The following is a 12,651-nucleotide window of genomic DNA, read 5'->3' as shown; positions in this document are numbered from 1 at the left end:
GGTCTGTTCACTAAATATCGTTGGGGTGGCGGAGGAAACGACGAGACTCCCGCGGGAGAAGGAGCTAGGCGAGACCCCACAAGGAGTTAACGACTGAGGAGGCTTGCCAGTTCCCCCGCAGGAAAGCGAGTTGTTTCCGTAGCCGCCCCACCCTTTTTTGAAAATGGACTTAATTTATCTCGAAATCAAGTCTTCAACTAATGGAAGCTTATCTTTAATAGTCATCGTAGAAATCAGACTATCCTGTCATAGAGAAGGGTAGTCTTTTTGCTGACTGTGATTTTTAAGATTCATCAGAATTTCTGCACAAATTTTGCAAAGAATTTTATTACTATAAATATGCATACGGTTATGAAAAGAAAAATACGTGCCACGAAAAAGATGCAGCCTATTGGAAAGCTTTATTTTTTTAAGATTAATCATATACCTTCCGTGGTATGGGTATATAAAAGGAGAGAAAGGTGATCGTTATTATGAACGGAATGATGAATGGAAGCGGAATGGGCGGCGGATTTTTTGGATTTGGGTTGATCAGTATCTTAATTATTGCGGCGATCATTTTTATCGTGGTGTGGATGATGAAGCCTGGTAAAAATCAAACGTCATCAGATTCATTAGAAACTTTAAAGAAACGTCTGGCTAGAGGTGAAATAACGGAAGAAGAATATGACCGGTTAAAGAAAAAGCTTGAGCAGTGAAAAGAAAAGGGATCATAAGTTAAAGAAGAGGTGAAAGGAATGAATCGAAAATGGGTGGGCTCATTTCTCATTATTCTCTTGCTGGCTTTTGGAGTCTGGTTGTTTTTTAATTCTCCCTTCAGCACCAGCCAGCAAACCTTGCCTGCAGAAGTAAGAAAGGATGGCACAAGCATTCTGGATATTGGGAATCAGGAGGCAGGAAATCGTCCGGTGAAGACGTTCAGCCTGACCGCCCAGGAGAAAGCGTGGCAGATTAGCGCAGATAAAAGCGTGAGTGCCTGGACATATAATGGTACGGTGCCAGGAGAACCGCTTCGTGTGACGGAAGGTGACTTCGTTAAAGTTCACTTGAAAAATGAGTTGAGCGTTCCTGTGACGATCCATTGGCATGGAGTGATTTTACCTAATCAAATGGATGGGGTGCCGGGTCTGACACAGGATGCGGTGCAGCCAGGGGAATCATTTACGTATGAATTCATGGCGAACGATGCGGGTACGTACTGGTATCATTCTCATCAACACAGTTCCAAGCAGGTGGATAAAGGACTGTATGGATCTCTGGTCATCGAAGAAAAAGAGCCTGCCTATCAACAGGATCAGACCTATATCTTGGATGAATGGGCGGTTAACCAGGATAAACAGAATACGACGAATATGGGCGGTATGATGATGGGATCTATGTCTCGCGATGGTGAGGCGGATACAAAGCAGATGTATGATACATTCACGGTCAATGGAAAGTCAGGTGAAGCTATTGATCCATTACAATTGGAAGCGGGAGAGACAGCGAGACTCCGGTTTATCAATGCAGGATACCAGCAGCACCGTTTAGTATTTCCAGAGGGATCTATGGAAGTGATCGCTGCCGATGGCGAGAAGGTGGTAAACGAAGGACCATCATCCAATATGCTTGAAATCGCTCCAGGTGAACGAATAGATGTAGCCTTTACCAAACAGAGAGAGGAAGCAGAGATAATTGGAGAGGATCCGCAAATCAAGAATGCACAGGATATGAGGATACCAGTAGTTTCAGGGGAAGAGGCTGAATCCTTCGCCTACAATCAGTTATCGGTTTCTTCAGCCTCTTCAAAGGAAACTGGAACCTCCAGCGGAAGTGAGGACCTCCTATTTAAAGAGACTCCTGAAACTGACGTATCCTACCACATGGACCTGAGTATGGGGATGGATATGGGGGAAGGAATGTCCTTCCAGATTAATAATAAAGTTTTCCCTAATACGCCGCTGATCCCCGTAAGTGAAGGGGATGTGGTAAAAGTGAGGATTACGAATTCCGGAAGATTAAACCACCCCATGCATTTACATGGACACAGGTTTCAGGTAGCCTCGAAAAACGGCGAAGCCTATGAAAATCCTATTGTGAAAGATTTGATTAATGTGAAACCAGATGAAGAATATACGGTTTATTTTAAAGCTGATAATAGAGGAGAGTGGCTGTTCCATTGTCACGATAATAATCATGCGGATCGTGGAATGATCACAATCGTAGATTATCAAAGCGTATATTCCCCTTTTAAACTAGACGGTGAACACAACAATCAGCCGTAAATAGAAGAACGAGTCTGGTTAGCTTGCAGAGAAACCCCGGGTTTTTCTGCAAGCTGTTTTTATGCCTTGCGGAGAGAATGAAAGCTTTCTGATCCCGTTGGAACTGCACCTTTCCCTTCTAACCGTGGCGTTCTCATGCGGAGATCTATGGCATTTTGAAACGCCAATGGTTGACTGTTAATACCTTAGGTGGGTATATTAAGTGGTAAGAGGGGAATCTTCCTTCTTTTAAAAACTGTACAAGTCAGCCGGTTGGAAAATATAATAACTCTATGAAAGGATGAATCATGATGCAAACTACAATTAAAGTGGAAGGCATGACCTGTGACCATTGTAAGAAAGCTGTTACAGGAGCTTTGAAGGAGCTTGATGGCGTCCAGGATGTTCAAGTCGATTTGAATACAGGAAAAGTCGACGTTTCTACGAATAAAGAAGTTAGTAAAGAAGCGATGGCAGATGCTATTGAAGACCAGGGATATGATGTTGTTTCATAAAAGATAGAGAAGAAGGTAAAAGCCTAAAGATGAGCATCTTTAGGCTTTTTTACAAGATTCGTATTCAATAATAGGACCCCATTGTCTCGAAATGGAGTCTTACAATATCGGGTGCTTATCGGTAAATCAACACGGAATTTTAATAAAAAAACATATTTCTTCACAATTTCTCGATATCTTTTTGCTAGAGTAAGAGGAGACTTTTCTTTAAGGAGTGTATTCAATGAAAAAACAAATAGCAATCATTATGTTTATTTCTATGCTTGGCCTGGCGGCGTGCAGCGGTGAATCGAATGAGGGAGAAGGCTCGGGTGAAGGTTCAGCTCAAGAAGAATCTGTTCAGGAGAGTACGGAATCGTTCGATGGAAGTGTAGAGCACGTACATGGTATGGGCTATGTGGATGCGGATACCCTCGCGTACGCCGCTCATTCCGGAATCAAATTACATAAAGGCGGGGAGTGGCTTCAATCCATTCATCACAAAAATGATTATATGGGCTTTAATGTAGTGGACAATGGGTTTTACACCTCTGGTCACCCTGGAGAAGGAAGTGATCTTCCGAATCCGGTGGGTCTTCAAAAAGGGAAAGTGATGGAAGAAGGCTTATCCGCCCTTGCGTTTGAAGGAGAAAGTGATTTTCATGCGATGGGAGTCGGAGCCAGAAATCATGCCGTTTATGTATTGAATGAACATGCGAATTCAGAAATGGAACAGGGGTTGTATAGAAGCCTTGATGACGGAGAGAGCTGGGAGAAGATAGCTGCCGAGAATTCCGGCGAGAAAGTCTTTCAAATTGCCGTTCATCCTGATGATGAAAATCGGGTGGCTCTGGCTACGGCTTCCGGAATTTATATAAGTGAAGATGGAGGAGAAACCTTCAACAGGATTTCAGAAGAAGGACAGGGCAGCGGTCTGCATTTTACAGAAGATCGCTTATATTACGGTCTTTATACCGGAACACCTTCTTTGTCCGTCTACAAATGGGAAGATCAATCCAAAGAGGAAATCGGACTTCCTGAAATGAACGAGGATGCGGTCATGTATATCGCTAAGAATCCAGAAAAGAATGATACCTTTGCCATTTTTACGATCAAAGGAAACAGTTATACGACTTCTGACAATGGGGAATCCTGGAAGCAGATTATTGATCAGGGACAAACGAAATAATATATTCGGCTTCCCGAAGATAAAAGAAAGGTAGGGTACTTTGAATCCTAAAAAAAAGAAACGGCTCATCATGAGAACAGTGGTACTCAGTTTTTTTCTCTTTCTCGTCGCCTATGTAATTTATCAGAGCTTTAACCGGGAGTCAGACGTCATTAACGCCGGAGACCAGGCACCGGACTTTACGCTGCAGACGTTAGAAGGAGAAACGGTCCAGCTGAGCGATTACAGGGGACAGGGCGTTTTTCTCAATTTCTGGGCGACTTACTGTAAGCCTTGTGAAAAAGAAATGCCCTATATTGAAAGTCAGTATCAAAAGTTTAAAGATCAGGGCGTGAAGGTTCTGGCGGTTGATGTGGGAGAAAATGATGTGACCGTCCAATCATTTGTAGAACGGAAAGATATGACTTTTCCTGTCCTGATGGACCGGGGAGAACAGTTGATTGATGCTTATGGTATCGGTCCGATTCCTGTCACCTTCTTAGTAGATGAGAATGGAAAGGTTGTCGACCGAATCACGGCTGGGATGACAGAGGCCCAGGTGCGTGAGTATATGAAACGAATCCAGCCGGAGAAATGGAGGGAATCGGATGGCTGATGTGAATATTTTTCTAGCTTTTGGAGCCGGTTTCCTGTCGTTTATATCTCCTTGCTGTCTGCCTTTATATCCAGCATTTTTGTCGTACATTACTGGTATGACGGTCGAAGATCTGCAGACGAAGAAAAAGTTAGTTCAGAAACAGCCGATGCTTCACACGATCTTTTTCTTGCTTGGGTTTTCGATTATATTTATTGCGATCGGCTTTTCCACTTCCTGGATCGGAGGGTGGTTCATCCGGTATGATGATTTGATTCGTCAGCTGGGGGCAATCTTTATTATTTTTCTTGGATTTGTTGTCATCGGCTTCTACAAGCCCAAATTTTTTATGAAGGAATATAAAGTATCGTTAAAGAACAGGCCTCCTGGTTATCTCGGTTCCAGTGCCGTCGGGATGGCTTTTGCTGCTGGATGGACGCCATGTACAGGACCTATACTCGCAGCGGTGATTGCTTTAGGCGTGTCTTCACCCGATGAAGCCGTTACGTACATGATTAGTTATGTGCTCGGTTTTTCCATTCCTTTTTTCTTAATGGCTATGTTTATTGGACGTATGAGCTGGATCAAGAAGAATAACCGCAAGATTGTGAAGTTCGGAGGCTACACTATGATTGTGATGGGAGTATTTCTATTCTTCGGATGGATGACCCGGTTGACCTCGTTTATCACGAATCAATTCTTCGGGGGCTGGACAGGTTTTTAGGAAATTCGATGGAATGAATGAAAACAGGGGAGCCATTATGAGAAGACGAATATCGTTAAAGTTAGGAATGTTGTTTTTTATACTTATGATCCTAATCGAGCTTTCCTTATTCTTTGTGTTATATACGAATATATCAAACCATCAGATCGATGAGGTGCTGGATGGACTGTTGGCGCGTGGGGGAAGTCATAGGAATGTGCTGGAAAAGAATTTTGATCAGGGAACTTTAAACCATGTGGTTTTAATGGAATCAGAAGCTGAGACAGATGTGGTCATTACAGATGAGAAGGGACAGATTCTATCCAGTTCCTCAATCCTTGAAGAGTATCAAAGAGAGTTGATTGAATCCCAGGAAAAAGCACAGCCCGATCAAGGGCGGATTATTGAGAGTGAATGGAAGACGGAACCGTACGTAGCGACGTTATCTCCTATCGTGAGGAACGGAAATATCGAAGGGTACGTGTATATGTTCTCCCCTTCGACGATTATACGGAATCTTACGTCCCATTTGTCGCAGCAATTTATCTTTGTGATGATCCTTACGCTTCTGGTCACATTAATTGTCGTGTTCACCCTATCTAAGCTGATTACGAAGCCTTTGATCCGAATGAAAGAGGAAACGGAGAAGTTAAGCAGAGGCGAAACCACTGTTGAATTGGATGATCATTATAAGGATGAACTCGGTGTACTGGCACGATCGATCAATCGACTGGCGGAAGATTTAGAAAGAATGAAGCAGGAGCGGAATGACTTTTTATCATCGATTGCTCATGAACTTCGTACCCCTTTAACGTATTTAAAAGGCTATGCGGACATTGCCTCCAGGGAAGAAACGAACGAATCCGACCGTCAGAACTATTTAATGATTATTAAAGAAGAGTCGGAAAACCTGACGACGATGATTAAGCAGCTTTTTTATTTAGCCCAGATGGACGAAAACACGTTTACGATCCATCCGGAACGATGTGAATTGAAGTCATTGCTTGCGCAGGCCGAAGAGAGCATCTACCCCTTTGTAAATAAGCGTGAGGCGGAAATATCGATCGACTGTCCATCTGATTTGTATGTTTACGCCGATCCGGTTCGTTTTAAACAGGTCATCGTAAACATTTTGGACAATGCGATAAGGTATAGTGGAGAACACCCTGTTATTTCTATCGAAGTAGTTGATAAGCCGGATACGTGTGAAATCAGGTTGAAGGATCAGGGACCGGGGGTGCCTGAAGAGGCGCTGCCTTATCTGTTTGAACGGCTGTACCGAACGGATAAATCAAGGTCCAGGGACTATGGAGGTACGGGTTTAGGTCTTGCCATTGTAAAAGAAATCGTGGATATGCACGGCGGAAAAGTGGAAGCAAGAAACGAACAAGGTTTACTGATTGTAGTGAACTGGCCAAAGGAAGGACGCGTATGAATAGAGTTTTACTTGTAGATGATGAACAGCGTATGCTGGATCTGCTCGAACTGTATTTGAAGCCTCACGGGTTTCCATGTGAAAAGGCAAGAAGCGGATTAGAGGCTTTGAATAAGCTTGACCATACTTCCTATGACTTAATTCTTTTAGATGTCATGATGAAAGATATGGACGGCTTTGAGACGTGCCGGCATATAAGAGAAAAGTCGAACGTTCCCATCATGATGATCACAGCCAAAGATCAAAAGCACGATATTCTCCAGGGATTGAAATTGGGAGCGGACGACTATATAACCAAGCCCTTCGACGAAGATATCTTACTCGCACGCATGAAAGCCCTTTTGCGTCGTGGACCTGAACAGAATAAAATTGTTATGAATGATCTGGTATGGAATGAAGAAGCCCACCAGCTTCATTACGATAATAAAGAAATACACCTCACTCCTAAAGAGTTCAAGCTGCTTGGGTTGTTGTTAAATCGTCCCAATCAAGTGTACGATCGCAATTATTTGCTGGAACGGGTATGGGGATTTGATTCCAATACCGAAGGAAGAACCATTGATTCTCATGTGCGAAATGTACGGGAGAAGATTCGGAAACATGGTTACCCCATCGACCGGCACTTGAAAACCATATGGGGTGTAGGGTATAAATGGGAAAATTAATAGACGAAAAGCTGGTAAGTTTCACGGGAAACCCATGCACAAAGTTATAGGTGCATGGGTTTTTTAATGCGTTTGATGAGTGGGGTGCTCACTTGCAGGAGCTGAGTCCAATAAGCTTCCTCCAAGTAGAAAAAACAGGGCCGCTAAGAAAACAAGGAAAGGCTTGATCAGCCACTTTTTTGATGGAACCGAATTTTCCCGTAAAGAAGCATGAAAGAAGACCGGATATAACAGCAGGGAGCTGATGGAAAGGGTAATCAAAAGCTTAAGAAAAATAACGGCTTCCGTATAAGCAACCATCTCTCCTAACATGGCTCCCATCATTCCTCCCATCAGTCCAGCTGTGAGACCTTCCATCAAAGAGACGGTCCCTAACTTCCCCGCACTTACCGCTGCCAAAGTAGCACCGCCAAAAAAACCTAGTAGACTAGAGGAATAGAAACTACCTGGAAAAATAGAGTTTGCCATTAATCCAACTGTGAGGCCAATTGTCGTTCCTGAGAACATGGACATGACCATGCGCTGGCTGTGAGATAGAAAGTGGCACCATTTTCCCGTTAAACGTAATGAACTGATAACAGTTAACAGTAATGCGACTAGAACAAACAGGTGAAAGTCACTCATTTATATTCTCCTCTTCTATATGTCTTGTCCTATCTAATGTATGAATGACTGGAAATAATTATTAAATTTCAGTTCGTCCATTTTTAAACCAATCCTATTAAGAAGAGCCTCAAAGGTTCCTATAGTAAGTTCTTTGGGATGTGTCTTTACTAAAGTAGATTGGTAAAGGATGAGGTTAGATGTTACACTGTCCAACAATACGTCTGGGAGGTATGAATTTTATGAAAAAACTTGTCATGATTTTAGCAGCCATCATCGTTTTAGCAGTAATAGGGGGATGCAGCAGCGGCAGTCAACCCTCTGGGGAAGAGAGCAAGGAAGAAGCGACTACAAATGAATCAAGTTCTGCGGAAGTACAAGAAGAAGAGAATAAAAAGGAAGATCAAAGTAAAGAAAAGGATAGCACCAGTGAGAGTGAAGCAACTAGTGATAAGAAAAAACAAGTGTATGATGAGGATAATCATGTGATTAACGTCTCCGCCTTTGAAATGGGATATGATCCAGAGGATATTACTCTGAAAAAGGGGGGCGAATACGAACTTGTGATGACGAATGATGGAGAGTCCTTTCATGATCTCACTTCAACAGAATTTAAAGCAGACATTACATTTAAAGGTGAAATGGCGGACCACCCTGAATCGACCTCTATGATCGACCAAATGTTTGGAGTTCAGAAAGTGCATGCTGATGGCGGTTCTCATGATAAGCAAAGTTTTCATATGAATACCAAGCCGGGACAGACAGTGAGGCTGAAATTCATCCCAACGGAAACAGGAGAGTATGCATTTGCCTGCAGCATACCAGGACACAAAGAAGCAGGGATGTCCGGGACGTTTACCGTTATTGAATAGTCTGCCTATCTCTTTCTCAAGTTTTCCTCAAAGTTCTCAAGCTTTGGGGATTTTATTTACATAAGGCTCAAGTTTTAATGAAACCCGGAGACGTATCTGCTCGTATATATAACAATTGTATGTCTATTTTGAGCATACAATGGAAGGAGGAGGGATACGTTGAAAAAGGTGTATGGATATTTTTTCATTGTAGTTATGTTGTTTCTGAGCGGGTGTTCGTTCCTTGAAGGGGTGAACAACTCCTTGAATTATGTGAATGAAGCTACCGAATACGCAAATGAGGTCAGTACGTTTACCAGTGAAGTTCCTGAACTTGCGGAGCAAGCTGTCATGGATCAGCAGGCGGCAAATGAATTGGAAACACGTCTGGAAGAGATGAAAGCGAACATTGAAGAATTTAATGAGCTTGAAGCGCCGCAGGCAGGAGCTGATCTTCACGAGCAAGTGGTGGAACGAAACAATCAGGCGCTCGAGGGTATTCAAATGTATTTAGACAATATGGAGAATGGTAAGCTGGACGCCTCGGTGATTGAGAATACAGAAGTTTTCCAATCATTGAGAGAAATTACAGAGGTGATCGATCAGATTAAGCAATTGGGAGAATAAACAGGCAGGAAACCCATCTTCTTTTGTTGAATAGTGGGGAGAGGGGGACACACTGGATGAAAAATGTGACTATAAAACAGATATTATATAATGAAGATCACAACGAAGTGGAGTTTTCTAAAGGTTTATTATTGATTGATGATGTTGGACCACTTGTGAACTGGACCGTCAGTTTAAACAAGGTAGAGGATGTCAGTTTTTTTGAGGATCTCCAAAAAGAAGGAAAGCATCTTCAACTGCACATAATTGGGGCAGAGGGACAAACGTATCAAGGGACCGCAGCTGTTGATTTGATTCCGGATCAACGGACGGTGCTTATGGTTGCTAGAGACGAGTTGAAGCAAGTATGATGATCATAATATATTGCGGGAAACGCTGACCTGAGCGTTTCTCTTTTTATTTTTGTTAATAAAGAAGCTCTATTATAAGTTACTGTTGATGGTTTAAAAACTGCTTCTTAAACAATAGGGCCGAATTGTTTAAGAAGCAGTTTCGAGATCTTTTGTAGAGAAAAGGGCTCCAGGGAACGGCTCGCTTTCCGCGGCCCTGCACGACGCAGGGTCGTTCGGCGTTGCCACAGGACGTGGCAATCTTAGTCGAACATCCCTTGTGGTGAGCTTCCTCAGGCTTCGCCTTCCGGGATCTCACCGATCATGTTCATCCCGCAGGAGTCTTCGCCGTTCCCTTCCGCCCCATTGCGATATGTTGCGTTGGAATGACTCCCATTCGTATCAGTAAAACAAGCCAAAAACGTGTGAAAAACTTGTAGTAGATCCTTTTCTAGAGCGTTTTCTTTATAATCATGAATATTAGGTTTCATTCCTCTGCCCATCCCCCATTTTTCCATACGAAATGAACGAAACCGTTGTTACACAAACGGGTGCTTTACTGGAAAATCAACAGGGGGGTTAAGGGGTCCATTAAAAAAGAGTCCTCAGACTCTCCTTTTGGATTATTTCCTGTTCGCGTACACCTTTAATTCCCAGACAAATAAACTGATACCAGCCAACAAAGCCACGATTCCTCCAATAAGCAGGCCGCTTGGAGTATAAACAAACATATACTTGAGAAATTGCTCTCTTCCCCACGTTTCTGCGCCGATTCCTCCGATCGCTGCACATATAAACAGAGCGGCAAATAGGAATGCTGCTAAAAAAAGAAACGAAATACCTGTGTAAATTCGATTGACCATGTTCTTTTTCTCCTTCTTCTTGATGTGTTCCCAATGTTCTCGCCAGGCTGGTTTCATCAGGGTAATCTTACTTTCTCTTTCCATTATCATTCTTCGCCGCCCTACTCCCGTTTTCCTTTTTTTAGAAATCCATTTATTCAATCACATAAGAGGTATAAAAGGTCTGGGAAAAAAAGCCGATATAGAAAGAGAAAAGGGAACGTACATAGGGGGAAGATGAGATGAAGAAGTTCAAGTACAAAATGCTGCTGGCCTTTGGAAGCGTCTTATTTCTGGCTTTTGCAGGAATGGGATCTTACAATCTCTACACAAACTACCAGCATAATCAGCAACAGGTAGAGAGTTACCGGACGAATCAATTAGAAGCTTTCGATTTACGGATTAAAAATGAAGTGAATACGGCTATGTCGTTGCTCCAATCCGCCTATAGCCAGTATAAACTGGGAGAAATGTCAGAGCCGGAAGCGAAGGAATTAGGCAGGAACCTCGTGAAGGAGCTCCGCTACGGGGCTTCTGGCTATTTTTGGATTGACGGTACTGATGGAGAGCTCATCGCGCACCCGATGTTACCGGAGAAGGAAGGCAGTAACCGTCTCGACATTCAGGACCCGGAAGGTACCTATTTAGTTCAGAATATCGTTTCTGCTGCCACAGAGGGAGAGAGTGGCGGGTTTTCGGAGTACATGTGGGAGAAGCCGGGAGAAGAGAATCCGGTGGCTAAACGCGCATATTCAGAGTTATTTAAGCCATGGAATTACATTGTCAGTACCGGGAATTATACAGATGAGATTGATGCCCTGACCGCTCAAAAGGCAGATGAGTATAATCAGAAGATGAAGCGGGACATGTTGATCGGCGGAGGAATTGTAGGCGTCCTGCTTCTTCTTTCCGCAGTGATTGCCCTCCTGTTCAGCAATCGAATTTCGAGAAAGTTAACGGAAATGACCGAGCATGTGAATCAGGTAGCCAATAAAAATCTTGAAGTAGAGGATTTATCGACACGCAGTCAGGATGAATTTGGCGATCTCAGCCGCGCGATTAATCAAATGACGATGAACCTGCGTCATATGATCGGCAATGTTTCTGATGCTTCCAAACACTTGTCCCAGCAGAGCGAAGAGCTTACGCATTCGGCTGATGAAGTGAAGCAGGGTAGCAATCAGATTGTTCACACCATGGAGGAATTATCGACAGGTGTGGAGTCACAGGCTGATTACTCGACGAGTCTGGCTGAATCAACAGATAAATTAGTACACCGTATTCAGCATGCCCAGGAAATGGGAGGCTCCGTCTATGATCATTCCACCCAGGTGATGCAAATGTCACAGGAAGGGCGGACGATGATGAAGCAATCCGTCGAGCAGATGCACGCGATCGATGAGATTGTGAAAAGCTCCGTTACGAAGGTAAAAGGATTGGATGCTCAGACGAAGGAAATCACTAAGATTAGCAGCGTGATCAAGGATATTGCTGAACAAACCAATCTTTTGTCCTTGAATGCGGCCATTGAAGCGGCAAGAGCAGGGGAGAGCGGAAGAGGATTTGCTGTAGTGGCCGAAGAAGTAAGGAAGCTTGCGGACCAGGTCGCTCATTCTGTCGTGGATATTAACCAGATCGTCGCAAACATTCGAGAAGAGTCTACATACGTATCCGATTCTTTAACAACGGGATATGAGGAAGTGAATAAAGGGACACAGCAAATTAATGCAACGGAAGAGAGATTTGAAAGCATCCATACGTCGGTATCCGGGATGGTGGATCAGATACAGCAGATCTCTGCCAATCTTACTGAAATTACAGAGGAAAGCAGCGAAATGAACCAATCTATTGCAGGTATCGCAGCTTTATCGGAAGAATCGGCTGCCGGGGTGCAGCAGGTTACCGCATCCGCTCAGCAGTCCAACAGTGCAATGGAGGAAATATCGATAAGTACGAAGAAGCTGTCGGAGCTCTCCGAGGACTTGAATAGTCAAGTGAATGAATTTCATTGGAAGGAAGACGCCGAACCAGAACATGAGGAAAAGCCAGCCGAGGAGCATCCTCCAATTGATAAGGCGGGTTAAAACTTTAAGGAT

General features: G+C 43.5%; 15 protein-coding genes. 12 read left to right on the top strand and 3 right to left on the bottom strand.

The genetic code is table 11. The features are described 5' to 3' along the window. Positions 1-473: 473 nt before the first annotated feature. From BMZ06_RS02630 to BMZ06_RS02595, 8 genes are all read left to right on the top strand, one after another. The gene (locus tag BMZ06_RS02630; RefSeq protein ID WP_089749888.1) at positions 474-698 is read left to right on the top strand and encodes an SHOCT domain-containing protein; all 225 of its coding nucleotides are present in this window, start codon (positions 474-476) and stop codon (positions 696-698) included. 39 nt (positions 699-737) lie between these two features. Next, positions 738-2,264: a multicopper oxidase family protein gene (locus BMZ06_RS02625; protein WP_089749864.1), complete on the top strand. Its 1,527-nt coding sequence runs from the start codon at positions 738-740 to the stop codon at positions 2,262-2,264. Positions 2,265-2,554: 290 nt separating this feature from the next. Continuing rightward, positions 2,555-2,758, top strand: a complete 204-nt coding sequence (copZ, locus tag BMZ06_RS02620; protein ID WP_175477780.1) for a copper chaperone CopZ — start codon at positions 2,555-2,557, stop codon at positions 2,756-2,758. A gap of 223 nt (positions 2,759-2,981) precedes the next feature. After that, a complete protein-coding gene (locus BMZ06_RS02615; protein ID WP_089749860.1) occupies positions 2,982-3,926 on the top strand; it encodes a F510_1955 family glycosylhydrolase in 945 nt (314 codons plus the stop codon). Between the two features lie 40 nt (positions 3,927-3,966). Beyond that, a complete protein-coding gene (resA, locus tag BMZ06_RS02610; RefSeq protein ID WP_281244429.1) occupies positions 3,967-4,521 on the top strand; it encodes a thiol-disulfide oxidoreductase ResA in 555 nt (184 codons plus the stop codon). Continuing rightward, positions 4,514-5,224 carry a cytochrome c biogenesis CcdA family protein gene (locus tag BMZ06_RS02605; protein ID WP_089749858.1) on the top strand — a complete coding sequence of 237 codons (711 nt, stop codon included), beginning with the start codon at positions 4,514-4,516 and terminating at the stop codon, positions 5,222-5,224. Before resA ends, BMZ06_RS02605 begins: the two co-directional genes overlap by 8 nt. Positions 5,225-5,261: 37 nt before the next feature. Then, on the top strand, positions 5,262-6,638 hold the full coding sequence (locus BMZ06_RS02600) for a sensor histidine kinase (RefSeq protein WP_175477779.1): 1,377 nt from the start codon (positions 5,262-5,264) through the stop codon (positions 6,636-6,638). After that, a complete protein-coding gene (locus tag BMZ06_RS02595) occupies positions 6,635-7,303 on the top strand; it encodes a response regulator transcription factor (protein WP_089749854.1) in 669 nt (222 codons plus the stop codon). The genes BMZ06_RS02600 and BMZ06_RS02595 overlap by 4 nt, the downstream gene beginning before the upstream one ends. Positions 7,304-7,366: 63 nt before the next feature. Here the strand turns inward: BMZ06_RS02595 and BMZ06_RS02590 are convergent, their stop codons facing one another. Further along, the gene (locus tag BMZ06_RS02590) at positions 7,367-7,927 is read right to left on the bottom strand and encodes a hypothetical protein (protein WP_089749852.1); all 561 of its coding nucleotides are present in this window, start codon (positions 7,925-7,927) and stop codon (positions 7,367-7,369) included. 221 nt (positions 7,928-8,148) lie between these two features. Here BMZ06_RS02590 and BMZ06_RS02585 point away from each other — a divergent pair, with 221 nt between their 5' ends. From BMZ06_RS02585 to BMZ06_RS02575, 3 genes are all read left to right on the top strand, one after another. Beyond that, positions 8,149-8,778 (top strand): plastocyanin/azurin family copper-binding protein, encoded by a 630-nt coding sequence (locus BMZ06_RS02585; protein ID WP_175477778.1) that lies wholly within the window; start codon positions 8,149-8,151, stop codon positions 8,776-8,778. A gap of 168 nt (positions 8,779-8,946) precedes the next feature. Continuing rightward, entirely contained in the window at positions 8,947-9,384 is a 438-nt protein-coding gene (locus tag BMZ06_RS02580) for a DUF6376 family protein (RefSeq protein WP_245755935.1), read from the top strand. A gap of 56 nt (positions 9,385-9,440) precedes the next feature. Beyond that, the gene (locus BMZ06_RS02575; RefSeq protein WP_089749846.1) at positions 9,441-9,734 is read left to right on the top strand and encodes a hypothetical protein; all 294 of its coding nucleotides are present in this window, start codon (positions 9,441-9,443) and stop codon (positions 9,732-9,734) included. A 272-nt stretch (positions 9,735-10,006) separates the two neighbouring features. Here the strand turns inward: BMZ06_RS02575 and BMZ06_RS02570 are convergent, their stop codons facing one another. Then, the gene (locus BMZ06_RS02570; RefSeq protein ID WP_139205793.1) at positions 10,007-10,204 is read right to left on the bottom strand and encodes a hypothetical protein; all 198 of its coding nucleotides are present in this window, start codon (positions 10,202-10,204) and stop codon (positions 10,007-10,009) included. Positions 10,205-10,336: 132 nt separating this feature from the next. Continuing rightward, entirely contained in the window at positions 10,337-10,576 is a 240-nt protein-coding gene (locus tag BMZ06_RS02565) for a hypothetical protein (protein WP_139205792.1), read from the bottom strand. Positions 10,577-10,797: 221 nt separating this feature from the next. Here BMZ06_RS02565 and BMZ06_RS02560 point away from each other — a divergent pair, with 221 nt between their 5' ends. Then, entirely contained in the window at positions 10,798-12,639 is a 1,842-nt protein-coding gene (locus BMZ06_RS02560) for a methyl-accepting chemotaxis protein (protein ID WP_089749840.1), read from the top strand. The last annotated feature ends 12 nt before the right edge of the window (positions 12,640-12,651 follow it).

Origin of the sequence: Halobacillus alkaliphilus, assembly GCF_900113125.1 — a bacterium.
In the GTDB taxonomy this organism is placed as follows: Bacteria; Bacillota; Bacilli; order Bacillales; family Halobacillaceae; genus Halobacillus; species Halobacillus alkaliphilus.
Note: the sequence above shows the minus strand (reverse complement) of the source record. Positions and strands in the feature narration are given on the sequence as shown.

What these genes read in the sequence shown, in the direction of transcription:
- BMZ06_RS02585 (WP_175477778.1), top strand. Translation starts at nt 8,149, where the DNA reads ATGAAAAAACTTGTCATGATTTTAGCAGCCATCATCGTTTTAGCAGTA.
- BMZ06_RS02560 (WP_089749840.1), top strand. Translation starts at nt 10,798, where the DNA reads ATGAAGAAGTTCAAGTACAAAATGCTGCTGGCCTTTGGAAGCGTCTTA.
- copZ (WP_175477780.1), top strand. Translation starts at nt 2,555, where the DNA reads ATGCAAACTACAATTAAAGTGGAAGGCATGACCTGTGACCATTGTAAG.
- BMZ06_RS02625 (WP_089749864.1), top strand. Translation starts at nt 738, where the DNA reads ATGAATCGAAAATGGGTGGGCTCATTTCTCATTATTCTCTTGCTGGCT.
- BMZ06_RS02590 (WP_089749852.1), bottom strand. Translation starts at nt 7,927, where the DNA reads ATGAGTGACTTTCACCTGTTTGTTCTAGTCGCATTACTGTTAACTGTT.
- BMZ06_RS02565 (WP_139205792.1), bottom strand. Translation starts at nt 10,576, where the DNA reads ATGGTCAATCGAATTTACACAGGTATTTCGTTTCTTTTTTTAGCAGCA.
- BMZ06_RS02595 (WP_089749854.1), top strand. Translation starts at nt 6,635, where the DNA reads ATGAATAGAGTTTTACTTGTAGATGATGAACAGCGTATGCTGGATCTG.
- BMZ06_RS02615 (WP_089749860.1), top strand. Translation starts at nt 2,982, where the DNA reads ATGAAAAAACAAATAGCAATCATTATGTTTATTTCTATGCTTGGCCTG.
- BMZ06_RS02575 (WP_089749846.1), top strand. Translation starts at nt 9,441, where the DNA reads ATGAAAAATGTGACTATAAAACAGATATTATATAATGAAGATCACAAC.
- BMZ06_RS02630 (WP_089749888.1), top strand. Translation starts at nt 474, where the DNA reads ATGAACGGAATGATGAATGGAAGCGGAATGGGCGGCGGATTTTTTGGA.
- BMZ06_RS02605 (WP_089749858.1), top strand. Translation starts at nt 4,514, where the DNA reads ATGGCTGATGTGAATATTTTTCTAGCTTTTGGAGCCGGTTTCCTGTCG.
- BMZ06_RS02600 (WP_175477779.1), top strand. Translation starts at nt 5,262, where the DNA reads ATGAGAAGACGAATATCGTTAAAGTTAGGAATGTTGTTTTTTATACTT.
- BMZ06_RS02570 (WP_139205793.1), bottom strand. Translation starts at nt 10,204, where the DNA reads ATGAAACCTAATATTCATGATTATAAAGAAAACGCTCTAGAAAAGGAT.